Origin of the sequence: Paraburkholderia sp. MM5384-R2, from assembly GCF_014201025.1 — a bacterium.
GTDB classification, from domain to species: Bacteria; Pseudomonadota; Gammaproteobacteria; order Burkholderiales; family Burkholderiaceae; genus Paraburkholderia; species Paraburkholderia tuberum.
Genome location: NZ_JACHDI010000011.1, coordinates 134,332 through 160,379, shown reverse-complemented (window position 1 = coordinate 160,379; position 26,048 = coordinate 134,332). Strand labels below are relative to the sequence as shown.

General features: G+C 58.6%; 26 protein-coding genes and 1 pseudogene. 15 read left to right on the top strand and 12 right to left on the bottom strand.

The annotated features are described in order from the left end of the window. Positions 1-455 precede the first annotated feature (455 nt). Both HDG37_RS19255 and HDG37_RS19250 read left to right on the top strand, forming a co-directional pair. Positions 456-713 carry a hypothetical protein gene (locus HDG37_RS19255; protein ID WP_184050362.1) on the top strand — a complete coding sequence of 86 codons (258 nt, stop codon included), beginning with the start codon at positions 456-458 and terminating at the stop codon, positions 711-713. 45 nt (positions 714-758) lie between these two features. Next, the gene (locus HDG37_RS19250; RefSeq protein ID WP_184050360.1) at positions 759-1,151 is read left to right on the top strand and encodes a hypothetical protein; all 393 of its coding nucleotides are present in this window, start codon (positions 759-761) and stop codon (positions 1,149-1,151) included. Positions 1,152-2,105: 954 nt separating this feature from the next. Here HDG37_RS19250 and HDG37_RS19245 read toward each other — a convergent pair. Continuing rightward, positions 2,106-2,426, bottom strand: a complete 321-nt coding sequence (locus HDG37_RS19245; RefSeq protein WP_184050358.1) for a CcdB family protein — start codon at positions 2,424-2,426, stop codon at positions 2,106-2,108. Continuing rightward, positions 2,426-2,668, bottom strand: a complete 243-nt coding sequence (locus HDG37_RS19240; RefSeq protein WP_244145174.1) for a type II toxin-antitoxin system CcdA family antitoxin — start codon at positions 2,666-2,668, stop codon at positions 2,426-2,428. The genes HDG37_RS19245 and HDG37_RS19240 overlap by 1 nt, the downstream gene beginning before the upstream one ends. A gap of 646 nt (positions 2,669-3,314) precedes the next feature. Here HDG37_RS19240 and HDG37_RS19235 point away from each other — a divergent pair. From HDG37_RS19235 to HDG37_RS19180, 12 genes and pseudogenes are all read left to right on the top strand, one after another. Beyond that, positions 3,315-3,566 (top strand): type II toxin-antitoxin system Phd/YefM family antitoxin, encoded by a 252-nt coding sequence (locus HDG37_RS19235; RefSeq protein ID WP_184050356.1) that lies wholly within the window; start codon positions 3,315-3,317, stop codon positions 3,564-3,566. After that, positions 3,563-3,952 (top strand): type II toxin-antitoxin system VapC family toxin, encoded by a 390-nt coding sequence (locus HDG37_RS19230; protein ID WP_018420319.1) that lies wholly within the window; start codon positions 3,563-3,565, stop codon positions 3,950-3,952. The genes HDG37_RS19235 and HDG37_RS19230 overlap by 4 nt, the downstream gene beginning before the upstream one ends. A 314-nt stretch (positions 3,953-4,266) precedes the next feature. Continuing rightward, positions 4,267-5,085 (top strand): LuxR C-terminal-related transcriptional regulator, encoded by an 819-nt coding sequence (locus HDG37_RS19225; protein ID WP_184050354.1) that lies wholly within the window; start codon positions 4,267-4,269, stop codon positions 5,083-5,085. Between the two features lie 228 nt (positions 5,086-5,313). Continuing rightward, positions 5,314-6,705, top strand: a complete 1,392-nt coding sequence (gene hpaX / locus HDG37_RS19220; protein WP_184050352.1) for a 4-hydroxyphenylacetate permease — start codon at positions 5,314-5,316, stop codon at positions 6,703-6,705. A gap of 105 nt (positions 6,706-6,810) precedes the next feature. Next, the gene (locus HDG37_RS19215; RefSeq protein ID WP_184050350.1) at positions 6,811-8,508 is read left to right on the top strand and encodes an FAD-dependent oxidoreductase; all 1,698 of its coding nucleotides are present in this window, start codon (positions 6,811-6,813) and stop codon (positions 8,506-8,508) included. 26 nt (positions 8,509-8,534) lie between these two features. Next, positions 8,535-8,726, top strand: coding sequence for a hypothetical protein (locus HDG37_RS19210; RefSeq protein ID WP_184050348.1), 192 nt, complete (start codon positions 8,535-8,537; stop codon positions 8,724-8,726). A gap of 71 nt (positions 8,727-8,797) precedes the next feature. After that, complete coding sequence (hmgA, locus tag HDG37_RS19205; RefSeq protein WP_018420245.1) at positions 8,798-10,093, top strand: homogentisate 1,2-dioxygenase; 1,296 nt, start codon at positions 8,798-8,800, stop codon at positions 10,091-10,093. 20 nt (positions 10,094-10,113) lie between these two features. After that, entirely contained in the window at positions 10,114-11,382 is a 1,269-nt protein-coding gene (gene fahA, locus HDG37_RS19200) for a fumarylacetoacetase (protein WP_184050346.1), read from the top strand. A gap of 13 nt (positions 11,383-11,395) precedes the next feature. Further along, positions 11,396-12,081, top strand: a pseudogene (maiA, locus tag HDG37_RS19195) (maleylacetoacetate isomerase). A gap of 536 nt (positions 12,082-12,617) precedes the next feature. Next, positions 12,618-13,076: a hypothetical protein gene (locus tag HDG37_RS39390; RefSeq protein ID WP_239499055.1), complete on the top strand. Its 459-nt coding sequence runs from the start codon at positions 12,618-12,620 to the stop codon at positions 13,074-13,076. A gap of 363 nt (positions 13,077-13,439) precedes the next feature. Further along, positions 13,440-13,646, top strand: coding sequence for a type II toxin-antitoxin system VapB family antitoxin (locus HDG37_RS19185; protein ID WP_018420240.1), 207 nt, complete (start codon positions 13,440-13,442; stop codon positions 13,644-13,646). Then, the gene (locus HDG37_RS19180; protein WP_184050344.1) at positions 13,643-14,023 is read left to right on the top strand and encodes a type II toxin-antitoxin system VapC family toxin; all 381 of its coding nucleotides are present in this window, start codon (positions 13,643-13,645) and stop codon (positions 14,021-14,023) included. The genes HDG37_RS19185 and HDG37_RS19180 overlap by 4 nt, the downstream gene beginning before the upstream one ends. A 357-nt stretch (positions 14,024-14,380) precedes the next feature. Here HDG37_RS19180 and cysN read toward each other — a convergent pair whose 3' ends face one another. The 10 genes from cysN to HDG37_RS19130 all read right to left on the bottom strand — a co-directional run bounded on the left by cysN (position 14,381) and on the right by HDG37_RS19130 (position 25,369). Further along, a complete protein-coding gene (gene cysN / locus HDG37_RS19175; protein ID WP_184050342.1) occupies positions 14,381-16,306 on the bottom strand; it encodes a sulfate adenylyltransferase subunit CysN in 1,926 nt (641 codons plus the stop codon). After that, on the bottom strand, positions 16,306-17,208 hold the full coding sequence (gene cysD, locus HDG37_RS19170) for a sulfate adenylyltransferase subunit CysD (RefSeq protein WP_184050340.1): 903 nt from the start codon (positions 17,206-17,208) through the stop codon (positions 16,306-16,308). Before cysD ends, cysN begins: the two co-directional genes overlap by 1 nt. A 23-nt stretch (positions 17,209-17,231) precedes the next feature. Next, the gene (locus HDG37_RS19165) at positions 17,232-18,005 is read right to left on the bottom strand and encodes a 3'(2'),5'-bisphosphate nucleotidase CysQ (RefSeq protein ID WP_184050338.1); all 774 of its coding nucleotides are present in this window, start codon (positions 18,003-18,005) and stop codon (positions 17,232-17,234) included. Beyond that, positions 18,002-18,511, bottom strand: a complete 510-nt coding sequence (locus HDG37_RS19160) for a VOC family protein (RefSeq protein WP_184050336.1) — start codon at positions 18,509-18,511, stop codon at positions 18,002-18,004. The genes HDG37_RS19165 and HDG37_RS19160 overlap by 4 nt, the downstream gene beginning before the upstream one ends. Further along, on the bottom strand, positions 18,511-19,701 hold the full coding sequence (locus tag HDG37_RS19155; protein WP_260334932.1) for a sulfotransferase: 1,191 nt from the start codon (positions 19,699-19,701) through the stop codon (positions 18,511-18,513). The genes HDG37_RS19160 and HDG37_RS19155 overlap by 1 nt, the downstream gene beginning before the upstream one ends. Before the next feature lie 8 nt (positions 19,702-19,709). Beyond that, positions 19,710-20,876, bottom strand: coding sequence for a DUF1214 domain-containing protein (locus tag HDG37_RS19150; protein ID WP_184050334.1), 1,167 nt, complete (start codon positions 20,874-20,876; stop codon positions 19,710-19,712). Further along, entirely contained in the window at positions 20,864-21,802 is a 939-nt protein-coding gene (locus HDG37_RS19145; protein ID WP_311541506.1) for an alcohol dehydrogenase catalytic domain-containing protein, read from the bottom strand. The genes HDG37_RS19150 and HDG37_RS19145 overlap by 13 nt, the downstream gene beginning before the upstream one ends. Positions 21,803-22,220: 418 nt before the next feature. Then, complete coding sequence (locus HDG37_RS19140) at positions 22,221-23,030, bottom strand: ArsR family transcriptional regulator (protein WP_184050330.1); 810 nt, start codon at positions 23,028-23,030, stop codon at positions 22,221-22,223. 229 nt (positions 23,031-23,259) lie between these two features. After that, on the bottom strand, positions 23,260-24,207 hold the full coding sequence (locus HDG37_RS19135) for an SDR family NAD(P)-dependent oxidoreductase (protein ID WP_260334931.1): 948 nt from the start codon (positions 24,205-24,207) through the stop codon (positions 23,260-23,262). 22 nt (positions 24,208-24,229) lie between these two features. After that, entirely contained in the window at positions 24,230-25,369 is a 1,140-nt protein-coding gene (locus HDG37_RS19130; protein WP_260334930.1) for a phosphotransferase, read from the bottom strand. Positions 25,370-25,481: 112 nt separating this feature from the next. On the opposite strand from HDG37_RS19130, the gene HDG37_RS19125 reads away from it, so the two are divergent. Beyond that, a complete protein-coding gene (locus HDG37_RS19125) occupies positions 25,482-25,979 on the top strand; it encodes a MarR family winged helix-turn-helix transcriptional regulator (protein ID WP_184050328.1) in 498 nt (165 codons plus the stop codon). Positions 25,980-26,048 lie beyond the last annotated feature (69 nt).

Genomic DNA, 26,048 nt, shown 5'->3' with positions numbered 1-26,048 from the left:
TTAATAAGGTATAAATTGGCACCGCTTCGGCGTGCGGTCGCCGGCAAGAAGAAGTCCGGACATCTGGACCCTCCCGATGGATGCGCACCGCGCCGCGTCTATTGATCCAGTTTGGCCTCGAAGCACGGTCAATCTGACTCAATTAACAGAACGGATTTTTCCATTCCATCCATCGTCAATTTTCGCTGAAGGCTCATAGTGGTCCCTGCGAGGCGCAACGAAGCGAGCATGGTAGGTGTCTCCATTCGACACCACCATCGGGATGGCGACGCTCGTCAGCAAGACTCACTCTCCCCGGAGCCGATTCGAAGACTTACCCAATGGCACGATTAGGTTTCACCTTTTCGGGAAAACTCCGCAAACGTCGAGGATGTTGTGGTCCCTTCGGTGAACCGGAAGGACGTGGCCGGGGAGTTGTATGGCGCGGTCGATTTGCTCGAAATGCAGTGGAGCAGATGAAGGGCATGTTCCCGGACGACGATGACCAGATTCAGGAAGCGTTCGATGAAGCGAGTGACGCCACGCGCTCCTATATGGCGGCACGCAAGGCTGAACAAGCCGCTGAGGATATGCCCGCGTCAAAGCCTGAACTGACACCGTCACAGGTGACGATTGCGCCGAAGGTGAGTTTGCGTACGGGCTGCAATGTCCGACCCTCGAGGCATTTCGGGCTGCTCTGGATCAGTGCGGCGACACGCTCTTCAGGTTTCTGATGAGAAACGTCGAAGGGGGAAAATTGCCCGTCTCATGAGGCCACGATGAAACGTCTCGAATTGGCGATTGGTGACCTCGCCAAGGTGTTGGATGCCGTGGACATGGAGGCTGACTGGTTGCTGGAGGAGCCTGAACATGCGTCAACTCCGTTACATCGCCTGGTATGTGAATCCGAGATCAGTGGCTCAAACCCGCCAGTTCTCTTCAGAGCCTGGCAGGTTTCTCTTTGCCTGCGGAGCGCGGGTTACATGAAGCGGTGGAGTCGCTCAGCCGTTCAGTTGCGACTCGACGTTCAGGACGATCCGTGCGACCGGGTTGGCCTCTGCGGACTGTGGAGCGAACTTGATCTGGGCGAACGTGACGACGCCGAGAGCGACGACCAGGAGCGCTCCAGACGCGGCGATGCGGGGAAGGTATTTCACAGAGACCTCGTTTGATGGCTAAACAGGAACTGGCGAAGCTGACAGGCATGTCGAATCACCTTCAGCGGCATGTCTGTCCGCGACCGGGCACCGCCGGGCACGGTCGTCGAATCGCATTTGCTGATCGGACGCGGTTTGTGCAGTGCAGTATAACACGGTCTTCAGATCGAAATTGACGATTCGACAAGCCTTGTGCAGTGCACTATAAATGGGTTATCCCAGTGCGGAGTGCGACACCCTGTCGCCAGTGAAGGCTTAATTGCCTGAGCGTTTCGTGTATGAAAGATTTTCGGTAGGCACGTGACGTGCCGAATGCTGTTTGAGACGAGATGCATGAACACCTCGTGAAAAGCATCCGACCATACGATTAAGAGACGTCGCAGGATTGATTTGACATAATTAACATGATCACTTTTCGTGAACTTTTTAGTTAAAATTGTGCGCTCCGGATCCGATTCTGTTTTTCCTGTTGAGCCAGCCTACCGCGGGCGGAGCCTGAACAGCGCGGCGCTGCCCGTCAGCACGCGGCAGCGCCCGTCGCAGGCTAACGGACATGCCGGGCAGGGCGCGCATTCGTGGTGACTTTCCCGGATGCGGTCAAGCGGGAACGGCTGCTTCCTCGGTGACTGATTCAGACGGGCAGTTCCTAGCCGGAGATGCCTGAACTGCCACGACAGAATTCTTTAACTTCCCACGCAGGGTGCAGCGATTCGCGCATTGAGCGCCCGGGTTTCGATGTTCCGGTTGGCGCACCTTACTCCTGTAAAAGCTCACCATTTGCAAAGATTAACAATTGCAGATTCGCAACTAACGGTCTGTGGCAACTGCTCACACCACAAAAGCAAACCCGGCTTGCAGCGAAAGGGGCGATTCTGAAGATCGAACCAGGCGCCTTGTGACCGGCGATCACAGCGCCGGTCCGGCGCTGTGATCGTCACGTCGCTGGCTATCGCGCTGCATTGCTGTCGGTCAGAATGCACCGAAGATCCGGTCGAGCGCCGCCAGGATGGCTTCACGTTCATCCGAAAGAGAACCGATGCGTTTGCCGAGCGCGTTCAGAGGAACTGCACTCATGCCGGGCGTATCAAGGAAACATTTTTCGCCGTTAACCTCGAAAACCGGCAGCAGATCGGATGGTTTGCCCGAAAAAGCGAGATGCTCGACAGGTCGCAGAGGGATCACAATGCGCGTCGGCAAAATCCCAACGTGCGCGCTCTGTATGTCGAGCAGGTACGGCGCGAGTCTCCGCGTCTCTTTGTCGGGGTTGACGTAGAGATCGAACCGCGCCATTAGAACGTCCTGAATTTCGCTAGCGGAAGCCCGTCGCGATCGACCATCGCACTGTAGGCGGCGACCAATTCGGCGTTGTCATCGGCCCAACGGCGAGCCTCCGCCTCCTGAATTTCTTCCCGCACACCGCGCTCGCTCGCTCGCGAAAGGTTAATCCCCAGCTCCTTGGCCCGATCCAGGACTTCAGGCGGCAATGTGACGTTTGTGGACTTGCGCGGTCGAACTTCGAGTGCCTTACCCATGTGCCCATCCACGTTGCATTTTATGTGCATTATGGTCCATACAAGCGACCCGCGGCAAGTCTGCTTGATTCGGACTAGCTGCGTCCTGTTTCCATCAACACCCCAGGCATCCGTCTGATCCATTTTGGATGCGGGATCAACCCGTGACCTTCGTCGCTCCGCCAGCACGGCCGAGTTGGTCCACGACGTCATTTTTCGAAGCACGGTTCAGGTCAGCAAATTGAGTCGTGTTCCTATTGAGCCGGGTAGTCAGACCTTTGGCGCTATAGAGACGTACCATCAACAGTGGATCCTTGAGGTTTTAAATGCACCACACACACACGATTGTGTTGATAAATTATGTTATGTCAAATTGCTACAATGCTGCGCAACCCTTGAAGCTTCGCCCGTCTGCAGCACGGACTGCGCGACCGGCCCACGCTTCGAACAGCGGAGCAGGCGGCTCCCTCCTGCTTCAGCCCTGACATTGAGCTGATGTCAGCGGTCGTAAAGCTTAGCCACCTCACTGCGGGCATGGACGCGAACACGCCATCTGAGGCAGCGCGCGCGGTAAAGCCCCCACTTCAAGCATCACTTTGAACTATTTGCAGGAGGATAAAGTTTGAAGTAAACTAAGTTCATTAAACTAAGTTCATGTGGGGCTGCCATGCATATTTACAACATTCACGATGCCAAGACCAACCTGTCGCGGCTGATCGAGGAAACCGTGAACGGCGGCGAGCCGTTCGTCATCGCTAAGGCCGGCAAGCCATTGGTCAAGGTCGTGCGCATCGATGCCGAAGCCGCAAAGCCGCCGCGGCGCATCGGGTTCCTGAAGGGGCAAATCAAGGTACCCGCAGATTTCGACACTATGGCAGCGGACGAGATCTGTGACATGTTTGAGGATAAGACAAAGTGAGGCTGTTGCTCGATACTCATCTGTTGGTCTGGGCTGCGGCTGACGACCCTGCCTTGTCGAACGAAGCGCGCGCTGCCATCGAGGACGCCGACAACACCCTCTACTTCAGCGTCGCCAGCATCTGGGAAATTGTCATCAAAAGCGCACTGGGCCGCGAGGACTTTCAGGTCGATGCACGCGTTCTTCGCAGGAACCTGCTTGATGCTGGTTATGAAGAGCTGTCGATTGAAGCACAGCATGCGTTCGAAGTTGCGGCCCTCCCGCCTCTTCACAAGGACCCGTTCGACCGGCTCCTCGTCGGTCAAGCGATGGCAGAAGGAATCGTGTTGTTGACCCACGATGACCAGATAAAGCGATACGACTTCGCGCCAGTACGGTACGTTTAGGGGCCGCTCCAGAAAACGGAAGATAAAGCAAGTCGGCGACCGTCGCAAGCCGGCCCAATGGCCGTACACCCAAGCAGAATGATTGTCTGTATCCGGTCCTGCAACGGTCACCGGATCTGCTAATCTCCCGACGAATTTTTCCGGAAATCAACCACGACGCTCGGTCAGTGCTACGAACGCGAAGGCTAGTATTTTGGCCATCGCGTTGCGTCGCCTTCTCCTCTTTGCCGCAAGTTCTGATGGGAACAAAAGCGAGCGATCTTCCGCCGCAGAGTCGCTTAAAATCATCTTTTCGGCACTCTTCGAGGCCAATCATGCGCTCATGGCGGCTTGATCGTCCCAACCTCTCCGGCCATCTGGATCTGTCACGGGCAACGAGCCTGGTCTCGGCCATCGGGTCTAACGATGCGAACGCCTTCGCCGCGGAAGTTCTGAAACTCCTGGGGGACGCCGCAGGCATATCGCAGTGCACCGTCTTTGCTTACGAGTTCAACAATCGTCCTCGGACGGTCTCGGTCGCAGACCACCGTGGCGGTCGATATCTGAGCAACGTCGCGGATACCTACGCCAGGACTTTCTATGCGTTGGACGGAAATCAGACGATTATCTCCTCTGCCCGTCCTCAGAAGCTCGACTCGGCCGTCCTGCTCCACCAGCAGGCCATCGAAGACATCTCGCATGAAGGGTATCGAGCCGCTTGCTATCACCAGCCGGACGTTTCGGGCCGACTCTCCCTTTTGCTGCAGCCCTCGCAGGACATCTGGCTCTCCGTCAATCTCTACCGCGACCGCAGGCGCGGCCATTTCCACGCGAACGAGATCGCGCTGATTGAGGCCTTTGCGCCGCTCATCGCCCAGACCGCCAAGCATCATTACGCGCTATGCGGCCAGATCCAGACCGGCATTCCGCAACTGATGCTGGTGCGTATTCGAGGGATCTGCCCCGAGTTGTCGAAGCGCGAACTCGATGTCCTATGCGGCGTTCTGGAGGGCCGTACCGCGAAAGACATCGGAGAACTTATGGGCGTCAAGGCCTCCAGCGTCGTGACCTATCAAAAGCGGGCCTTTCGCCGCCTCGGCATTTCGAGCCAGCGTCAGTTGTTTGCCTTGTGCCTGGCTACCAGCCGAGAATGATCATGCACTGCGTCATCTCTCTGACCGTGCCCGATCTTCTGCTTGCCTGGCACTGAGGGTTTTTCCTAATCCATTTCACCCGTCGAGTCGTACCCATTTTGGGGACAGCGCGCGCGGGCGAATCTCCATACTCCACTCATCGCCATACCTCGCCGCCCTGACGAGCCTGACGCGATTGCATTGAGTGCTGTGGTGCTCGACATAGAGCTGAGTTTGGAGACGACCCGTATGGAAACGACCCCATTGGCTGACCGCAGTCCGCTTCCTGGCGGTCCGGCAAACAGTGCTGGATCTGGTGAATCGATGCGAGAGCAGCGTGTCATCGCCAAGGTCTCCCGGCACCTTCTGTGGTTTCTCTTCGTCCTGTTCTTCTTCTCGTTCATGGACCGGATCAATATCGGATTTGCCGGTCTTACCATGATGAAGGATCTCGGCCTCTCCGGCGTCCAGTTCGGTCTGGCGACCACGTTGTTTTATGTTGCATACATCGCGTTCGGCATTCCCAGCAACATCGTCCTGGCGCGCATCGGCGCGCGGAAATGGATCGGGACTATCATGATCGCCTGGGGTCTGGCCTCTACAGCGACGATGTTCGCATCGAGTCCGGGAACGCTTTACCTGTTGCGAATCCTCGTCGGCGTGACCGAGGCGGGCTTTCTACCAGGCATCCTGCTTTACATGACGTATTGGTTTCCGAGCGCATATCGCGCGAGGGCCAACGCTTTGTTCATGATCGCGATGCCCGTCACGGCCGCGGTCGGCTCCGCACTCTCGGGATACATTCTGGCGCTGGATGGAACGCTTGGCCTCAAAGGATGGCAGTGGCTCTTCTGTCTGGAGGGTCTGCCTTCGGCGATCTTGGGTCTGGTCGTATTCGGCTATCTGCGCGATGTCCCCGAGAAGGCGCACTGGCTCACTGCCCATGAGAAGCGCACGCTTTCGAAGATCCTCGCGGCCGAGCACAACACCGACCCCGTGCCGCATTCGCCCGCGACCGACGAAAGAAGCCTTCTCAGCGAGCTCGTCTCGCCAACGGTCCTCAAATTTGCGCTCGCTTATTTCTGTCTGGTCAACACGCTAGCAATGGTTGCCGTCTGGACGCCCCTGATCGTCAAAAGCTTCAGCGCTGACGCGAGCAACCGGACCGTCGGCCTGCTGGCCGCGATCCCGCAAATCTGCACGATCGTTGCAATGATCTGGTGGGGAAGGCGCTCTGATCGCAAACAGGAGCGCAAATGGCACCTGATGTTGCCGATGCTGTTTTCCGCTGCTGGCTGGCTTTGCACCGCCTATTCCACCAACCCCGTGATTCAGATGTTAGGCATCTGCCTCGCGTCGGCGGGATCGTACACCGCCATGTCGATCTTCTGGACAACCCCTGATCACGCATTGAGCCTCCGGGCCCGTGCCGTTGGGATCGCAGTGATCAACGCGACCGGCAACATCGGGTCGGCGCTGAACCCCCTGGTCGTGGGATGGCTGAAGGATCTCACCCATAGCTTCTCGGCCGGATTGCTCTATGCAGCGGCATTGCTCGTGATCGGCTCCATCGTGGTGGCAGTGCTGCCCGTTCAGCCCAAGCGCTCCCGCGACGCGGAACTATCTAGCAACGCACGTTAGTGCGGATTGCCCTACTTGGGCGAATACGCCGATGGCGTTACGGCAGCATCGAGGCGCAGCTCATGCGTGGCCCCCCGCTTACCAGAATTCGTTAAGGAGCAAACGATGGAATTCAAAGCTTATCCCTTCACTGCAAAAAAATACGCTGGCCAGATGCCGAATCTTGACAACGGCATCGAGACAAAGCGACATGCAGTGACGATCGTCGGCGGTGGCCCTGTCGGACTCGCCGTGGCACTTGGCCTCGCCAATCACGGCGTTCCTTCCGTATTGATCGAAGCCGATGATTCCGTATGCTTTGGCAGCCGGGCCATCTGTATCTCGCGTCGAAGCCTGGAAATCATCGAGCGCCTGGGTGCAGTGGACGGGTTTCTGAAGACCGGACTGCCGTGGGCCGGTGGGCGCAGTTTTTATCGCGACACCGAAGTGCTGCACTTCAAGATGCCGCAGGACGACAACCAGAAACTGCCTCCGATGGTGAACGTCGCGCAATATCACATCGAACAGTTTCTCCTGGACGCCGCGCAACGGAAGTCTGATCTGATCGACATCCGCTGGCAGACCAAGGTGACCGCCATCGATTCGCGTACGGACGGCGCCATGCTTCGCCTCGTGACTCCCGAAGGCGACTATTCGCTCAATACGGACTGGGTGGTCGCCTGCGATGGTGGGCGCAGCACGATCCGCGAGGCATTGGGCTTGCAGCTCAATGGGACGAGCTACGAGGGCCGTTACGTCATCGTCGATATCGAGCTCGAGAGCGAGCGGCCGACCGAGCGTCTTGCCTACTTCGATCCATCGTCGAACCCGGGCTCCACTGTGCTGGTCCACAAGCAGCCTGACAATGTCTGGCGCATCGATTACCAATTGCGGGACGGCGAGGACGCCGAACAGGCAGTCAAGCCTGAAAATGTCATGCCACGGGTGCAAAGCCTGTTGGACATGATGGGCGAACGTGGCGCCTGGGCACCCATCTGGATCACGATCTACAAGGCCAATGCCTTGACCCTGGAAAGCTATCGTCACGATCGCGTGCTGTTTGGCGGCGATGCAGCCCATCTGGTGCCGATTTTTGGCGTGCGCGGCGCGAATTCAGGAATCGATGACGCGGACAACCTCGCGTGGAAACTGGCGTTCGTCGTCCGTGGCCTTGCGTCCGAAGGATTGCTCGACAGCTATTCAGACGAGCGCGTCTTTGCGGCCCACGAAAACCTTAGCTACGGTACCAAGAGCACCGAATTCATGGCGCCGCCCTCATTCGCCTTCGAGTTGATGCGCAAGGCCGTATTGAGTCTGGCGATCAAGCATGAACGCGTGCGTTCTCTGATTAACCCGCGGCAGACTTCGGCCATCAGTTATACGGAGTCGCCGCTCAACACGCCTGAAGCACAGTCGGGCGCGTTTGAGGCTGGTCCTGCGCCGGGGGCCGTGTTGACCGAATGCCCACTGACGATCGTCGAGGGCGGCAGCGCGAGGGAGGCTCATCTGACGGACTTGATCACTCCAAGGTTCACCGCTCTGTACTTCAGCGAAGACGGACGCGTACCGGTGGAATTTGCCGAACTCGAAGCAACGCTTCAAGAGGAAAAGCTGCCTTTCAAGCTGATTCCCGTGACTTCGCATCTTCACCCCGAGACGAAAAACAATCACAACTGGGACCACACAGGTCGGCTGTTCGCCATGTACACCGCCAGACCCGGTACCGTATACCTGGTTCGCCCGGACGGCCATGTACTGGGACGCTGGCATGCGGCAGCGGCTGCAGATGTTGCGGCCGCCATCCACCACGCCCTTCAAATGTGATCACCAAACCGGTAAAGGAGAACGCCATGACCGACAGCGACCTCGACATCATTTATACCCGGCTGTGCAAGACCATGACTCAACTGGGTCAGCCGAACACTTCGCTTTTCCTCGCGCGCTTCGCCATGCTCGCGATCGACAGGATCGACGACCCCACCGTCGCACTGAATTTAATCGACGACGCAAGCGAAGGAATGACTGAATCAGCGCCGCGGTAGGGTTCCAATCCACAAGCCCGCCTCGTAGCACTTTTTCTGGCTTCCCATATCCTTCGCAGGAACGCGAAACAATGACCGTCAATTATCAAACCGGCTTCGCCAATGAGTTTGCCACCGAGGCGCTGCCGGGCGCCCTTCCCGTGGGGCGTAACTCTCCGCAACGCGTGCCTTATGGCCTATACGCAGAACAACTCTCAGGGACTGCATTCACGGCGCCGCGTCATAACAATCGGCGTTCGTGGTTGTACCGGATCCGGCCAGCGGCCATGCACTCGCCATTCCAGCATATCGAGAACTCGCGCCTGTTGAGCCGCTTCGACGAAGTACCGACGCCACCGGATCAGTTGCGCTGGGATCCCCTTCCGATGCCCGATGCCCCGACCGATTTCGTGGCTGGCCTTGTAACCATGGCGGGCAACGGTGCGCCCGATGTAGGGCGAGGATGCGGTATCCACCTGTATGCCGCGAACTGTTCCATGACCGACCGGTTTTTCTACAACGCCGACGGTGAGTTGCTTGTCGTGCCGCAACAAGGACGGCTGCGCGTGGCAACCGAAATGGGACTGCTGGAAGTCGAACCGCAGGAGATCGTCGTCATCCCGCGAGGCGTGCGTTTCCGGGTTGAACTGCCCGATGGCGAGGCGCGCGGCTACGTGTGCGAGAACTATGGCGCGCTGTTCAAGCTGCCCGACCTTGGCGTCATTGGCTCCAACGGCCTGGCGAATCCGCGTGATTTTCTGACGCCGGTCGCGTCGTATGAAGATCGGGAAGGCGACTTCGAACTGATCGCGAAGTTCGAAGGCAATCTCTGGCGCGCCCGGATCGACCACTCGCCGCTCGACGTCGTCGCATGGCACGGAAACTATGCGCCGTACAAGTACGACCTGCGGCGCTTCAACACGATTGGTTCAATAAGCTTCGACCATCCCGACCCCTCGATTTTCCTGGTGCTCCAGTCCCCCACTGATACCCCCGGCGTCGATTCGATCGACTTTGTCATTTTCCCGCCGCGTTGGTTGCCGATGGAAAACACGTTCCGTCCGCCATGGTTCCACCGAAATTTCGCAAGCGAGTTCATGGGACTGATTCATGGCGCGTATGACGCGAAGGCTGAAGGTTTTGCGCCCGGCGGTGCGTCGCTTCACAACTGCATGAGTGGTCATGGCCCAGATGCCGAAACCTTCGCCAGGGCGAGCACCGCAGACACGACCCGGCCTGATCACATCACGAACACGCTGGCGTTCATGTTCGAAACGCCCGCCGTCATCCGGCCGACGCGCCATGCGCTCGAATCGTCGCAGCTCCAAGGCGAGTATTACCGGTGCTGGCAGGGCCTCAAGAAGCATTTCAACCCGGCACAAGCCTGATAGGACGTTGGAGAAATCACATGTCGTTGATCGACGAGACGCACAGCCCGGCTCTGAAAAGTTGGGTGGAACAGGCAAACCGACCGGGGAGCGATTTTCCGATCCAGAACCTTCCACTTGGTCGTTATCGACCGATGGGCACGGACGAGGACTTCAAGATTGGGGTAGCCATTGGCGACCAGATTTTAGATCTGCAGGGCACAGGCCTGATCGACGGTCCGGACATGAACGCGTTGATGGCACTTGATTCAACAACTCGACTGGAGTTGCGTCGCGCCATTTCCCGAGGCCTGGCGCACGGCAGCGAGCAGCAACAAGCATGGTCGACGCTGCTTATCAACCAGAGCGCGGCGCAGATGGCAACGCCTTGCCGAATCGGAGACTACACAGATTTTTATACGGGCATTCACCACGCCATGTCTGTCGGCAAGCTGTTCAGGCCCGACCAGCCGCTGATGCCGAATTACAAATGGGTGCCGATTGGTTATCACGGTCGGTCTTCATCCATTCGCGTGAGCGGCCAGACGTTTCGGCGTCCGCGTGGGCAAACCAAAACGCCGGACGCCGCGCAACCCACCTTTGGTCCCAGCCGACGACTGGACTACGAACTCGAACTTGGCTACTTCGTCGGTCGCGGCAACGATTTGGGGCAACCCGTCTCCATCGAAGACGCGGAGAATCATCTTTTCGGTGTGACACTGCTCAACGACTGGTCCGCGCGCGACATCCAGGCGTGGGAGTACCAGCCGCTCGGCCCGTTCCTGTCCAAGAACTTCGCCACAACCGTCTCTCCGTGGTTAATCACGACCGAGGCACTGGCACCCTTCCGCGCGCCGTTGACGCGTCCCGACGGTGACCCGCAGCCGCTCCCTTACCTCGACGCCGCCTGTAATCGCAAGGAAGGCGCATTCGACATCACACTTGAGGTGTTGATCCTAACGGAGCGCATGGTCGGGTCAGGCCTCCCACCTCAGCGTTTGACGCTGGGCAACGCTGGCACAGCGGCCTACTGGACAGCGGCACAACTGGTGACCCACCACACGGTCAACGGCTGCAATCTCCAGCCAGGCGATCTGCTTGGTTCCGGTACATTGTCGGGCCCCGCCGCCAATGAGGCTGGCTCGCTACTCGAATTGACCGAGGGCGGCAGGCAGCCCGTCGTGCTGGCCAATGGCGAGCAACGGACCTTCCTGGAGGACGGCGACACGCTGATTCTGCGTGGATGGTGCGAACGTCCCGGCGCGGTTCGCATCGGACTCGGCGAAGTCCGTGGCACCGTCCTGGCCTAAAAAGGAACCACCGATGACAGTTTCGAACAAGCCGGAAGCTGCGGTCTCAGATCGCGTCCTTTACACATATTTCCGCAGTTCTGCGGCGTACCGGGTGCGCATTGCGCTCAACCTGAAGGGTCTCGATTACCGTACAGTGCCCGTCCACTTGCTTCGTGACGGCGGATGCAACATCAACCCGAATATCGCGCGGTAAATCCTTTCGGGCCCGTGCCGAGCTACCGCGAGGATGGTCGAACCATCCGTCAATCGTTGGCCATCATCGAATACCTCGACGAATGCCACCCCGACCCGCCGTTGCTGCCCGACGCACCATTTGCGCGTGCAGAGGTAAGGCAGTTGGCGCTATCGATCGCGTGTGAAATCCATCCGCTTAACAATCCGCGGGTTCTAAAATATCTGGAGCACGAGATACATGTCGACGAGGCGGCACGGCTAGATTGGATGCGCCACTGGATGACGACCGGACTCGAGGCGTTGGAAGCGCTACTGGTGGATATGGGTTCATCCGGGCGCTTCTGCCATGGCGATCGACCCACGCTGGCAGACTGTTGCGTGGTGCCTCAGTTGTTTAATGCGCGACGGTTCGAGGTCGATCTCTCCCAATGCCCGCGTTTATTGGAAATCGACGAGGCCTGCAGCGCACTACAGGCCGTTCAGAACGCGCATCCGAGCAGACAGCCAGACGCGGCGTCGTAAAAGGACCATGACTTATTGTCGACTTCGGAGATTCAGCCATCGCAAGGGCCGTTCTCTGTCGGTTGCTGGAACGGCCCGACATACCTAAGCCGTTGGAGTGGCGGCAGATCGCCCCGTCGAACGGCGGAAGTTGGCCGGCTACTGCCTGATGCGGTCGGCCGGAACCAGCCGAGGCGGTCGATCGGCTTGTTCCTTCTGACGGTATCTTTCCGGCCGACCGGCACCTCTTCGATGACACGGCCGGAGTGGTTGCCCAGGGGGACAAGAGGCGTGGCCCGTAATGGATTGATTGTCGCAACAGTGACAGATTCACGGCGGTCTACGGAAGCGCGGGACGATTTGCGAGAAATCAGGATTGATTGAGCTGCTGCCGAACTATTGACGTCCAGGAGCACGGCCTTTTCACAACCTTTTTGCGGATGCACTCCCTTTCCAATACTTGTACGCATAAGTCGGTGGTGTGACCACCGAAACTGATCCGGCAGACAGCTTCGCTATAATCGGGCTATCCTCCCAGACCACCCTGCTTCGAGCAGATGTCCGTCAAACGAAACCGGTCTCGGACCGGCCAGCCACGCCGGCCGCTGACAAAGGCGCTGTTGTTACCGATGGATCGTGCGTCCGCTAGCGAACAGTCCCTGAGGCTGCATCTGGCGCTGGTCGCTTGTCGTGAGTGCCAGGCCAATAGTCACCTGATCAACGAACTGATGCGCGCCGTCTATCTTGCTTATTTTTTGCAACGCGCGGGCTACGGAAGGCATCCCGCCGCGCACTTCAAGGTCGCCGAGTGCGCAGTGGAGGTGGCGCTGGCGCACGCGTATGGGACGGGCGAATGGCGTCTGACGCCGGACGTCATCGGTGACTTTGAAGAACTGATAGCGCTGTATGACGCGCAACTTGCCCGCGCACCACTGCATGCGGTACGTCACGCCGAAGAGCAACTCAGGGATTTTCTCGCAGGAACCGAAAGTTCGCCTATCGTCGTCGAGGAGTAACACTCGCGCCGCTGCACTGGCTTGTAGGTGTATGAGTTCAAGCTACGACATTCCCGGGTGTGAGCGGTGATCTCTAGCAGCGCGAAGCCAAGCCTGGGGATAAGCAGTTTTTCGGCACGTTTCTCGAAAACTTGATCGCGTGGAAGCACGATTTCTCCGCGGAGCCCGTCGCTGCGGCAGTTGGTCGAGTCGTTGCGGATGGTCGCCCCACACTGACGCAGTGAGCACGCCGTGGATCCGGCGCGTTGCACGCAACACAGCTCCTTCGATACTCCCGTGCGGCCTACCCCATCTTTCGTCCAGGAAGAAGCGTCAAATATTTGATGCTATAATTGATGCAATTCAGCATCAACTGGAAGTCAAATGCGAACCACTGTTACGATCGACGACAACCTTTACGAGCGCGCTCTCGAGCTCGCCGACCCTGACATGGATAAGGCCGACCTGTTTCGAGTGGCGATGCAGACGTTTGTTCGCGTTCAGGCTGGTAAGCGTCTGGCGTCGCTGGGCGGTACCGAGCCCGGTATGCCCGACATCCCGCGGCGCCGATCGGAGCCTGCGGCTCAATGAGCGTCCTCATCGATACATCTGTGTGGGTCGATCATTTCCGTCGCGCGAATGCGAGACTTGTCCAGCTGATCACCAGCGATCAGGCGCTCACCCATCCAGTCGTGCTTGTTGAGCTCGCCTGCGGCACTCCGCCTGCACCCCGCGCACGTACGCTCCACGACATCGGGCTGCTGCAACATGCGACGCACGCGACATGGACTGAGGTGATGGAGTTTATCGAGGCAAGACAATTTTATGGTCGAGGCTGCGGCAGCAGCGACCTTACGCTGCTTGCGTCAACTTTGATGACTCCCGGTGCGTCACTTTGGACCTTGGACAAACGACTCGCCCAGCTCGCCGGTGAACTCGGCATCGCGCATATGCATGACATCCACTAGGCACGGCATCGCCCGGGCACGTCATTCGGCACTTTCCAGGATCAGCGCTATCGCTGTGCAAAAACCTGCGGTCTTACAGCTCACCCACCTGAGCAGTTCCTGACGAGGCTTCTCCGGTCCGCAGGCGGATTTTATATGTCGCACGATACTTTGTTATCCTAATGAAAATGCTAATTCCTTTTATGTCAAATTTCGGTTTTGCATCGTCGCGATGAGATACGTGGGAAACGCATGACTGCATCTCCCCGTAGCGGACAGCAAAGGAGTATACATAAATGAATGACGTATAACAATATGAACGCACAGGGATCAACAATGGGACGGGACCGACGGGCGAAGCGCCCGCCCCGCCCCGTCTCAGAGCGGCGCTCCCCTCGACACGTCAAGAAATCCCGCGGTCTGGAGTTTCTCGAAAATCACCTCTACGGCAATTTCGGGAGAAACGGTCAGAGTGTTGATGTGGATCTCAGGATTCTGCGGCATATCGTACGGCGAATCGATGCCTGTGAAGTTCTTCAACTCGCCGCTACGCGCTTTCTTGTAAAGTCCTTTCGGATCGCGCTCCTCGGCCACTTCGAGTGGCGTGTCGATGAAGACCTCGATAAATTCACCCTCCTCCATCAGCTCGCGTGCCAGGGCGCGCTCGGCGCGAAACGGCGAAATGAATGCAGTAATGACAATCACGCCCGCATCTGCCATCAATTTCGCCACCTCGGCAATGCGTCGGATATTTTCCACCCGGTCCTCGGCCGTGAATCCGAGATCCTTGTTCAACCCGTGACGAACATTGTCCCCGTCGAGCAGATAGGTTCGCTTGCCCATCGCGTGCAAACGCTTCTCGAGCAGATTTGCAATTGTCGATTTTCCCGCACCTGAAAGCCCTGTCAGCCATACAACGCCGCTCTGGTGCCCGTTCAGCACCCGCCGCGCGCGTTTGTCGACCTCCAGCGTCTGCCAGCGAATATTGTTCGCACGGCGCAGTGCGAAGCGCAGCATACCGGCACCGACCGTGCTGTTGGTCATACGGTCAATGACTATGAAACCGCCCGTCTCGCGGTTTTGCTCGTACGGATCGAAAGCAATCGCGCGATCAAACTCCAGTTCCGCGACACCGATCTCGTTCAAGGCGAGAGTCTCGCTCGCCACGCGGTCGAGCGTATCGACATTCAGTTTGTATTTGAGCGGCAATATCGTTGCCGTGACGGTCCGGGTGCCAATTTTCAGCAAGTAACTGCGCCCCCGGAGCATGGGTTGGTCGCTCATCCACACGAGCGTTGCTTCGAACTGGTCGGCAACCTGCGCGGGCGAATCGGCCGTTGAAATCAGATCTCCACGACAGACATCCACTTCGTCGGCGAGCAGCAGCGTCACGGACTGTTCCGCGAAGGCCTCGTCAAGATCGCCGTCCACCGTCACGATTCTTGCGACAGTGCTTTCCCGTCCTGATGGCTGTACCTGTATACGCTGCCCGACACGCACCACACCGGACGCAATAGTGCCTGCAAACCCGCGGAAATCAAGATTGGGGCGATTGACCCACTGCACTGGGAAACGGAACGGCTGCGTCTGCAAATGCGTTTCGTCGATCTCGACAGTCTCGAGGTGACGCATCAAGGACGGCCCTTCGTACCACGACGTCTTCGTGCTCCTTTCAACAACGTTGTCGCCATTTACGCCCGAAATCGGCATTGCAGTCACACCAGGGATGCCAATCTTTCCGGCGAATTCGCAATACTCACGAGAAATTTCGTCGAATCGTTCACGCGAGTACTCGACCAGGTCCATCTTATTGACCGCGAGAACAACGTTGCGAATGCCGATCAACGACACCAGATAGCTGTGCCGCCGCGTTTGCTGCAAAATGCCCTTGCGAGCATCGACCAGAATGATGGCAAGATCGGCCGTAGAAGCACCCGTTATCATGTTGCGGGTGTATTGCTCATGCCCGGGCGTATCAGCAACGATGAACTTGCGCCGGTCGGTCGAGAAAAACCGGTAGGCCACGTCGATGGTGATGCCCTGCTCGCGCTCCGCAGCGAGACCGTCCAGCAGCAGCGCGTAGTCTATTTCCCCGCCACGCGTACCGACCTTTTCCGAATCGGCTTCGAGCGCGGCAAGCTGGTCCTCGAACAGCATTCTGGATTCGTAGAGTAATCGGCCGATCAACGTGCTTTTGCCGTCATCCACGCTCCCGCATGTGATGAAACGCAAAAGGCTCTTTCTTTCGTGCTGCTTCAGGTACCGTTCAATATCGGTCCCGATCAGCTCAGAGACATGTGCCATCAGAAGTACCCCTCCTGTTTCTTCCTCTCCATGGACGCGGCGCCGTCATGATCGATCACGCGCCCCTGCCGCTCTGAGGTCGTCGTCAAGAGCATTTCCTGGATGATTTGCGGCAATGTCGTGGCGTTCGACTCGACTGCACCGGTAAGCGGATAGCAACCAAGCGTGCGAAAGCGCACTATTTTCTCCTCTACTTTCTCGTGCGGCTTGAGTGGCATGCGCTCGTCATCCACCATCACCAGGATGCCGTCCCGATTCACCACGGGCCGCCTCGCCGCGAAATAGAGTGGCACGATGGAGATATTCTCGAGGTAGACGTACTGCCAGATGTCCAGCTCGGTCCAGTTAGAGAGGGGAAACACGCGGATCGACTCGCCGTTGTTCTTTCGCGCGCTATATAGGCGCCACAGTTCGGGTCGCTGATTCTTGGGGTCCCACTGGTGGGTTGCCGTACGGAATGAAAAGATTCGCTCTTTCGCACGCGATTTCTCTTCGTCTCTGCGAGCGCCCCCGAAAGCGGCATCGAAGCCGTACTTGTCGAGCGCCTGCTTCAGACCCTGGGTCTTCCACATGTCGGTGTGAACCTGCGAACCATGATCGAACGGGTTGATGCCCAGTTCTTTCGCTTCCGGATTCTGGTGAACGATCAGCTCCATTTCGGTCTCGCGAGCCATCCGGTCCCGCATCGCGTACATGTCGCGGAACTTCCAGGTGGTATCCACATGCAGAAGCGGAAACGGAGGGGGCGCCGGGTAAAAGGCCTTTTTTGCCAGGTGGAGCATGCAGGCGCTGTCCTTGCCGATCGAGTAAAGCATCACTGGGCGATTTGCCTCAGCGACGATTTCCCGCATGATATGAATGCTCTCGGCTTCAAGTCGCCGCAAATGAGTCAACGTCGGCATGGCACATCCTTTACAAAGCAGAGTCACAGCGCGGCCGCGATGGCGGCCAGCATCGATTCGGCGATCTCTCGTCGACATATGAGTAAATCGGGCATCCAGACGTCTACTCCGTTATAGATGCACGGGTTCCCGTCTATGCGGCTGGCGTGAAGGCCAGCCGCGAGCGCGACGCCTACTGGAGCGCACGAATCCCACTCGTATTGACCGCCTGCGTGCAGATACGCGTGAGCCTCGCCACGCAGTACCGCCATTGCCTTTGCGCCTGCCGAGCCCATGGGGACAAGTTCAGCATTCAGTCGCTGGGCGACCCTCAGCGCCAGTTCCGGAGCGCGGGAACGGCTCACCAGAATTTTCAGGCGCCCTTCGGGCGCTGGCGGCAACTCCGGCGGCGATAACGTTCCGAATGTGACCCCACAGGCCGGAAGTGCCACAGCGCAAGCGCGGGGTTCGCCGCAAACCGTCAGTGCCACATGGACCGCCCAGTCCTCGCGCCCCTCGAGTCGTTCGCCATACTCGCGCGTGCCATCGAGCGGGTCGATGATCCATACACGATCGAGAGCTAGCCGCTTTGGATCCGGCGCGGATTCTTCCGACAGAAAGCCGTCATCTGGTCGGGTGCGAGCGAGAATGTCTGCAATCAGCTCGTTCGCCTTGGCATCGCCGACTGCGCCCAACGGTTTGCCCGCAAGCACGGCCGACGCGCGCATCGCGTTCAAGGCGCCGCCGGCCGCCGTAGCGATGTGCACTGCGAGACAGTGATCATCGTCAACCGGAAGCGCCGTGCTGACAGCGTTCATTGGACCGCTCCATTGCGAGGCACCTGTTCCATCGCTGCGAGACCGGCAGGGGTGTACCAGATATGCTCGATATAGTGCCCGAGCGTCCCCCGGTGATCCGTATAGAAGTACCGGGCGGAACCACGCGACTGGCCGTCGATGACGATGGGCACGCCCGCGGCAGCCATTTGCTCACGCTGTGTTTCGAATGCCGCTTCGCTCTCGATCAGCTGCGCTATGTGATGATGGCGAATCGCGAAGCCGTCTCGAGGCAGGGCATCGCGATAGACGCGGTCGTCGCCGCACAGCGGCTCGATCAGTTCCAGCTGAAGCGACCCGACGAACGCGAGCGCGATGTTCAGCTTGCAGCGACGTCCCGCGATGGACTCTATTTCAATACCCGGCAAGCGCGCCCACGTCGGCACCTTCTGTTCTCTGCGAAAGCGCTCAATTGCCTCGTCCACATCGGTGGTGACGTACGCGATCTGTAGAAAGCCGGAAAACGGGGAAAGCGACGGCGTTTTCATCAGTGCAGTCCATAGGTGGTCATATAGCGGGAGAAGCGCTCCCTGATCGCTGCCGGTGCAAGGCCGAATTCGTCCTGCGTATATCGATGCGCGCCATAAGCGCGTTCGGGACTCTGCTTGACGCGTCGGCGCATCGCTTCCATCGTTTCGGCGGTCAGTCTGAAGCCGAAGTGGCCGTAGATACGCGTCATGGTGCCAATCGGATCGGCGTGGAAGTCGGCCTGCCTGATATCGAGGAACTGCCGGTTCGGCAAGGACGCGCGCGCCGCAATTGCCGCTTCGCTGGCGCGCGCCCAGTTATCCAGCTCGCGCCTGCCGATCTCGTGCCTGTCGACCTGCTCGCCCTCAGAAATCCGACGCGCCATCGCCAGCACGCTCGCGAGCGAAGGCAGCGCCGCCACCGGATCTCGATGTGTCTGTACCACGCATGCATCGGGAAAGACCTCGAACAGCGCGGGTAACTGCATCAGGTGTCCGGGATTCTTCAGGAGCCACGTCTTTTCGCTGTCGCGCGCACCGATGAGACTGATCGTCTTTGCCAGGTAACGATATGCAGGCAATTCGCTCTGTTCACGCCACCAGCGATCGTATTGAGGAACACGGAACGACGAGCCCCACAGATTGCTGCAAAAGCCCTGCTTGAGTATTTCGAGGCATTCATCTACCTCGTCAGCCACGATATTGTGTGCCGCGCGCATCTCTGGCGCTGACCTGAAAAAGGCCTCGAGCCCGGCCGCGGTCGCCTGGAACTGAACATGGCTGGTCCACGTATCGCGCGGAGGCCGCGGCTGCGGAAAGACCGTCAGCCATTTTTCCAAACCCTGAAATTGTGGATCAACCGAAAGCAGCTTGTGCAGCGCGGTCGTACCGGTTCTCGGTATGCCGGTGATGACGAGTGGGCGCCGCGGCGTCCGCGACAACACATCGGCATGCTTGCGCAGCCCCTCTACCAGCGTCAGGCGCGAAACCAAAGCACCGACAACAGCGTTCCACGCAAATTCCCGTCCACCCGGCGCGAAGCGCGGACCATCTTCGTCGAGCGCGTTCAAAAACTGTGTCAGGCCCGGCCTGTACTCAGCGCTGGAGCCGAAATCCGTCAGGCCAGCGGCAGCACTCGCGCTCGCGTGAAGTTCGTCCTCCGCACCCGTGAATCGTTTCGATACTGACATCTGTTGTCTCCCGAAATCCATTCTTGTCGCTACCACCGCCGTCTCAACTGCGCACCTATGCGTCTCTCGCGCAGAAGTCTGCCGCGCTCGCTCGCGTCTACGAAGCGAGTTCCTGCCGGCAAGTGATTGCGCAACTCGCAAAGCGGCACACGTTTGAGTGTCGGAACTGGTTCCGAGCTACACCCATACCATCTGCCTATCGCAGTCCCACGATTGACGCCGCACGTATCCAGCCAGTTCAGGACACCGGGATCGCGATGAGCAATCACCGCGCGAAAATGGCCGTCGTCGTCGACGTTTGCCTGATGCCCATTGAGGCTGCTTTGGTGATCGATATAGTCAAGCGCGTTGAACAGTGTGTCGTTCAATTGCACGTTCCAGTAGCGGCGCGTCTGCGGCAGCGCGGTTTCGAGAATGAGCGCTTCGTCATCACCGAAATCGAAAATGGCCTGCCAGTACGCCTGCTTCGCGAGCCCACCGCCGAAAGCGAAAAACTCGAACTCGTTCACCTTGATTCGCGTGCGCAGTTGCTGCATATGTGTGAGCCAGCGACGTGACAAACGCTCCGCGTAGCCCATCAACTCGCCGGTACGCCTCGCGATCTCCTCGTGGCCCATCGACGGCTTCAACAGCGGGGCATCGAGGCACTCGATAGCGATTCGCGCGTCGCGTTCCCTTCCCCATGCATACGAGCGCTGGCGCAGCATGGCGAAGTCGGCCTCGCGATGCAGCTCGATCCAGTTGCCGTCGTACCCGGCAGGACGCTGTGCGCTCAACAAAATTTCGAAGCTGCCGTCATCGCCAATTTCTACGTCGTCGAGGTCGAACTGACCGAGCGGCGGATGGGCTTCATCGGTAGTGCCCATGATCCCGCGGCCGAGGTCGAGCGTCAGCAAATACACGCTGCCGCGCTCTCCGACTATCCGGTATCGCAGGTCTCCTCGCAACGGTGCGACGAAATAGGTATCGTCGGGATTCGGCTGCAGCATGAAGACTGAGTTAAGGAAGGGCAGCCAGTCAGGATGAAACGGATCGGATTGGAAGTAGATGAAGTAGGCCAGCGAAAGATTCATCTGAAACTGCCGATACAGCTCCGCGCGCGTTTGAGGATCGCTGGGTGTTTCAGTCAATTCGAGCAGACTGTCCGCGGTTGCCAACTGGGAGAGATAGTCGCGCCAGGATTTCAGCTCAGCCATGGATTCACCATTACCTTGCATTGCGTCGAGCGATTGCGCAGAGCCTCAAACATCTCGGGTAACGCGTCGAGAGAGACGCGATCCGTGATCATCGCGCGCGGTTCGACACAGCCCGCGTCGAACACGTTAGCGACATGAGTGAACTCTTGCATACTGTAGGTGACAGCGAACTGAATTCGCACTTCCTTCCACACCGCTACTGCCGGGATAAATTGATCTGGCACCGTGCAGAAGCCGAGCACTACGACGTCACCCCGCGGCTTGACGCAATGAATCGCCTTCGCAATCAGATCCTTTTGCCCTGCGCATTCGAAAACGACGTCCGGTGAACCCTTAAGAGCTTCGCCAGCCAGCGTCGCCAGATCCTGCCCCTCCTCCGGAACGACGAACTCGTCCGCACCCATGTGCCGCGCAAGCGCTTCGCGGCGCAGTGAGGAAGCGGTGACGACGATGCGTCCGGCGCCGAGGCGGCGGGCCCAGAACGTCGCCGCGAGCCCGACGGGACCCGCACCAATCACGAGCGCTTTCGCACCCGGCGTGAGTTTTGCCAACGCAACGCCGTGCAAGCCAACCGCCATTGGTTCGATCAGTGCGCCGTCCTCCATGCTCAGCGTCTTCGGGAGCCTGGTCGTTACGCGCTCGGTGACGACTGCATACTGAGCGAAGCCGGCGGCGGCGCCCTTGAAATGCGCGCAAAAGTTGGGCTTGCCGGATAGACAAGTCGCGCAGTGCCCGCATCCGACGAACGGCAGTGCGGTAACTGGGTCGCCAACCTTCAGCTTCTCTACACCCTTTCCCAGGGCAATCACCTCGCCAGCGAATTCGTGGCCAAGTGTTGAATTTTCTGGAAGCGTGAAATGCGGAGCGTGCCCATCCGTCATGTGAAGATCCGATCCGCAAATACCGCAGCGGTGAATCTTTAGCACGACTTCTCCGGCTGCTGGACTGGGATCGGCAACACTCCTAACTTCCAGCGGCAAACCTACCCTCGTGAAATACGCGGCTCTCATCGCTCGGATCTCCGTTTGGCGTGAATGTCCTGCTCGTCACCAACATCTGTAAATGTACTTTACTGGGAAAGTATCTCGGTTAATCCAGGTGTTTGTACCGAGCGAGCACGAGAAGACAGCGCTCCAATGCGTTGCCGCGGAGCTATCGCTCGGCAAGATACCGTTGTGGGGGAGTGGTGATTGCCACCGGATGCGTCGGAGGCAACAAAAGACGCAGAAGAAGGCCCGCTAAGAACGCTGGCCTGTGACTGGTCTTGCGTCTTGCGCGCTTGTTGCCAGCCGAGATGGCGATGAGTTAGGCGTTGCTATCGAGACGGTGAGCACCGCAACTATGTCAGGCGCGCTCGGCACTCCGACGTGCGGCCTCTGCGTCCGCGAACAAATGCAGTTCCCGCAACAAAATCGACAGTGCCGCTCGCCGCTCAGGCGTCATATGACTGGATGCCACCCAGTCGGTGCCATACGTCCCCTCATGGAGAATGTTCGTTAAAACCTTGCGCGCCCGTGACTTCATTCTCACGAGAATTCCACGCCCATCCGCCGGATCCGGCAAGCGCTCCACCAAGCCGATCTGCTCAAGTCTGCTGACGCACTTGGTGATGCCGCCGAGCGTCATCGCCAGCGGTTTTTGCAGCTGCGTTGGAGACTGGGTATAAGGCGGCCCTGAAACCAGCAGCGCGTCCAATAGCAACAGTTCGGCTGCCAGCAGGCCCTGACTCGCAGCGGCTTCCTTGAGCGCCCGGTCGATGTGCGCAGATAGCCGTAGAAGTCGTTGCCCGATCAGATAGATGTTCGCGTCCTCCGCTGGCCACTCGCGCGCCCACACTACGGCCTGTTGGTCCAACGCATCGCCATCTTCGGGCCATGCCGACATCTGCAACGCTACGCATTCCGTCAGGAATTGTGCTTCAGCCTGAGAACGTCTCGAATAGAACGCCTCGCCATTGTTATCGACGGCAACATCGATCCAGCCGGCCTCGTCAAGCGCATTCAAGTGACGCGTCACCCCCGCACGTGACATGTTCAGTTCACGCGCCAATGCGGCTGCGCTTTGCGCCCCCTTGCTCAGCAGCGTCAACAGTTGTCGTCTGGAAGCGTCCGCTAACGCGGCAAAAAGCGAATCTGCGGCCTTGCGAGCAGTCATGCCATCATCGATCGGTGGAGACCCTCGCCTCTCGGATCGCAAAAATGCGTGCCGAGCAAAGGAGCGATTGGCATTAACCGCAATTCGACGGCCATGCCAATGCCAGACAGGTGCCGTTTCCTGCAACGCGGGTCAAATTCGGCCCCGCTAAGTTACCAGAAAATTTGACCAGGAAAGCACAGCGAAAAGTGACGCTTTGCTGCCCGACGTACCCGGCCCGATACGGTGGCTATTGCTGGACCAGATCGTACGCCGCAAGCGCCGCAATCTGCGTCACGCCACCGTCCACGGGTAAACACGTGCCGGTAATGAATCGCGATTCGTCGCTGGAGAGAAACAGCGCGGCGGCCGCGACGTCCCATGCATCTCCCTCCAATGGGAGAGGCGCGATCTTGCGGCGACGTTCGCGAGCCTTATCGTCAAGCATGCTTTCCACCATTGGCGTAAAAATATGCCCCGGAGCAATCGCGTTGGCACGAACCTGATCGCGGCCGTACATCACCGCGAGTTCACGCGTAAAGCCGACCATTCCCGCCTTTGACGAGCCATACGCGGCCGACCCGTGGCTGCGGATGCCTGCGACCGAACCGATGTTGACGATGGCCCCGCCCCCGCGCGCCACGATCTTCGGCACCGCACTTCGGCTCATCAAGAACGCACTTTTCAGATTGACGTCGATCACACGGTCCCAGGACGCTTCGTCGACGTCCTGCAGTCTCCCCGGCGCGCCTGAGATACCGACGTTGTTGATGAGAATGTCCAGACCTCCATACCGCTGAACGGTCTCTTCGACAATGCGCGCACAGACAGCGCCGTCCGTGATATCGCCGGTCGATACGAACGCTCGGCCGCCCGCTTCCGTGATCAGCGCGAGCGTTTCCGCCGCCCGCTCGTACTGCTGATCGACGAGACAGACGGACGCGCCCTCCGCCGCAAAAAGACAGGCAATGGCCTTGCCCGTGCCAAAACCCCGACCGAGCGATCCTGCGCCGGTCACGATCGCGATCTTGCCGCTTAAACGTTGATGAAAGATTTTCGGAACAGGCATGCTGTAATCGGTCGATGAAAGTCGATTGTCATCTTGAACGTTCGAGCGAGCACCTGCACGTTCAAGCCATAACTCGCCAGGAGGCTGCCGATGGTCGAGCTTAGTCTCGCCAGGCCAATAATGCAACATACGGTTGCATTATTGGCCTGGATCATGTCGATTCGCGCACCGTGCCGTGATCCAACAATGCCGCGCCAAAGCGTGCCGCATACGCTGTGTTCACTGCTTCGGTCTGGAAGCGGGTTTCGTTAATCGCAAAGATGAAGTATCCATACGCGAGATCGCGTCGATAGTCGTTCCACGCTTCGTCGAAATCGGGCGCCTCGACCCCGCCAATCGCCAGTTGCGAAAGATAGTGTTCGAGCAGCGACCGCTCCCATGAGCGACGGTCCTCGATATCGAGTGCGCACCCTATGTGATAGGCAACCTCGAGGCTCCAAGGCGCCCGACTGACCTGGGCATCGAAAAAACCTGGCGTCCCGTCAGCTTCGACGTACAGATTTCCCAGATGCGTATCGCCGTGAATAAGGCATACCGGTTTGCTCTTATGTTCGCGCGCAATGCGCGCGAGAGATGCCATCATCCAGTCCCGATCGTGCAGACACCGGCTTACTGCCGCTCCTCTCGGCAGCGATATGTAGTGGGCCCAGACGTCCGGTTCGAGGTATCGGTTCTGGTATTCCAGCGACCAGTCCGAAAAGCGCTCTCCCACCCATTCGAGCCGACCGCCCTTGTCGAACTCCCGGCTGTTCCATGTTTGCGCGTGATAGCGCGCCATCGCACTCAACCGTAGGGCGACTTGTTCGTAGCCCTGCGATTGCTGGGCACGGCAAAACTGAACGTTACGCTCGCGCAGGTCTTCCATCACGACGACCGATTGCCAGGCGTCAGGATCCGTGCCTGCAAAAAAGCATCTAGGCGCGTTCATGTTGATGAACGGTAGAACGTCGCGATAAAACCGCATTTCGTTGCGATACATGTCTCTCATCGAAGGACTGTGATCCTCGAAACCGCCCTTGACGATCATGCGCGCCGGCAACGCCATTGCCTGTCCCGCGTCGTTGTACTCGAGTGCGACGCGTACCTTGGTCGACGTACCCGGCAATACCTCCACGTGCCGGCACGAAGTTACTTCGGCGCCGGGAAAGCGGAACGCGATCGCGGAGCTTAGCCACTTTGCGGTCACTTCCTCAACAGCGACAGGCAACGCCATGTCACTTACCACACCAGATTCCGACAAGGTTCCTCCCGAAGATTGCAAACAAAAAGACGCGTGCGCATCGTCGCGCATACCTGCTCCCCGTCGCAACATGGGGAAAACCACACCTCGCCTATCGTTGCATATTTTGAATGCCGTGCATATAGTTGCTTGCAAATGCAGCTACTTTTTTGGCAGGAAATCGATGAATCTATCCGACTCCGTCACGCTCGAGCGAGAATCGGCTGGCGCCGAACTCGCACAGAGAATTGCGCCGAAGGAATACCGTACTGAAGATAGTGTCGCGTTCAAGATGAACCTGGTTCATCTTCTGCTTGGCGCGGAAATCGACGCAAAGCTCGCTGCGAGCGAGCTTTCAGCAATACAGTGGGGAATCCTGAAAGCACTGTACGACGGACGTGCTCGCACACCTACCGCCTTGTGCCGGGTGCTGCTCGCTGACAGTAGCATCATGACCCGCAAGCTCGATTCGCTTGAAAAAAGAGGGTTGATCGAACGAATTCGCAGCACTTCCGACCGACGCTGTGTCGAGCTCACACTGACAGCAAACGGCCGCCAGTTGTTGCGCGGAACCCTGCCGCACATCGTCGATGCAAGCAATCGGCAGCTTCGCGGCTTCACGGTCGAAGAAGTCCGAACCGTCAAACATTTACTCGATCGGATGATCGTCAATCTGAGCTGACTAGCGATAGCAAGCTCGGAATGGACCAGCGTCTGCGCCCCAAGTCAACGCGTATCGATATTTGAAAGG

Coding starts and splice junctions, on each gene's coding strand:
- HDG37_RS19255 (WP_184050362.1), top strand. CDS start 456: ATGAAGGGCATGTTCCCGGACGACGATGACCAGATTCAGGAAGCGTTC.
- HDG37_RS19250 (WP_184050360.1), top strand. CDS start 759: ATGAAACGTCTCGAATTGGCGATTGGTGACCTCGCCAAGGTGTTGGAT.
- HDG37_RS19245 (WP_184050358.1), bottom strand. CDS start 2,426: ATGGCGCGGTTCGATCTCTACGTCAACCCCGACAAAGAGACGCGGAGA.
- HDG37_RS19240 (WP_244145174.1), bottom strand. CDS start 2,668: ATGGGTAAGGCACTCGAAGTTCGACCGCGCAAGTCCACAAACGTCACA.
- HDG37_RS19235 (WP_184050356.1), top strand. CDS start 3,315: ATGCATATTTACAACATTCACGATGCCAAGACCAACCTGTCGCGGCTG.
- HDG37_RS19225 (WP_184050354.1), top strand. CDS start 4,267: ATGCGCTCATGGCGGCTTGATCGTCCCAACCTCTCCGGCCATCTGGAT.
- hpaX (WP_184050352.1), top strand. CDS start 5,314: ATGGAAACGACCCCATTGGCTGACCGCAGTCCGCTTCCTGGCGGTCCG.
- HDG37_RS19215 (WP_184050350.1), top strand. CDS start 6,811: ATGGAATTCAAAGCTTATCCCTTCACTGCAAAAAAATACGCTGGCCAG.
- HDG37_RS19210 (WP_184050348.1), top strand. CDS start 8,535: ATGACCGACAGCGACCTCGACATCATTTATACCCGGCTGTGCAAGACC.
- hmgA (WP_018420245.1), top strand. CDS start 8,798: ATGACCGTCAATTATCAAACCGGCTTCGCCAATGAGTTTGCCACCGAG.
- fahA (WP_184050346.1), top strand. CDS start 10,114: ATGTCGTTGATCGACGAGACGCACAGCCCGGCTCTGAAAAGTTGGGTG.
- HDG37_RS39390 (WP_239499055.1), top strand. CDS start 12,618: ATGTCCGTCAAACGAAACCGGTCTCGGACCGGCCAGCCACGCCGGCCG.
- HDG37_RS19185 (WP_018420240.1), top strand. CDS start 13,440: ATGCGAACCACTGTTACGATCGACGACAACCTTTACGAGCGCGCTCTC.
- HDG37_RS19180 (WP_184050344.1), top strand. CDS start 13,643: ATGAGCGTCCTCATCGATACATCTGTGTGGGTCGATCATTTCCGTCGC.
- cysN (WP_184050342.1), bottom strand. CDS start 16,306: ATGGCACATGTCTCTGAGCTGATCGGGACCGATATTGAACGGTACCTG.
- cysD (WP_184050340.1), bottom strand. CDS start 17,208: ATGCCGACGTTGACTCATTTGCGGCGACTTGAAGCCGAGAGCATTCAT.
- HDG37_RS19165 (WP_184050338.1), bottom strand. CDS start 18,005: ATGAACGCTGTCAGCACGGCGCTTCCGGTTGACGATGATCACTGTCTC.
- HDG37_RS19160 (WP_184050336.1), bottom strand. CDS start 18,511: ATGAAAACGCCGTCGCTTTCCCCGTTTTCCGGCTTTCTACAGATCGCG.
- HDG37_RS19155 (WP_260334932.1), bottom strand. CDS start 19,701: ATGGATTTCGGGAGACAACAGATGTCAGTATCGAAACGATTCACGGGT.
- HDG37_RS19150 (WP_184050334.1), bottom strand. CDS start 20,876: ATGGCTGAGCTGAAATCCTGGCGCGACTATCTCTCCCAGTTGGCAACC.
- HDG37_RS19140 (WP_184050330.1), bottom strand. CDS start 23,030: ATGACTGCTCGCAAGGCCGCAGATTCGCTTTTTGCCGCGTTAGCGGAC.
- HDG37_RS19135 (WP_260334931.1), bottom strand. CDS start 24,207: ATGTTGCATTATTGGCCTGGCGAGACTAAGCTCGACCATCGGCAGCCT.
- HDG37_RS19130 (WP_260334930.1), bottom strand. CDS start 25,369: ATGCGCGACGATGCGCACGCGTCTTTTTGTTTGCAATCTTCGGGAGGA.
- HDG37_RS19125 (WP_184050328.1), top strand. CDS start 25,482: ATGAATCTATCCGACTCCGTCACGCTCGAGCGAGAATCGGCTGGCGCC.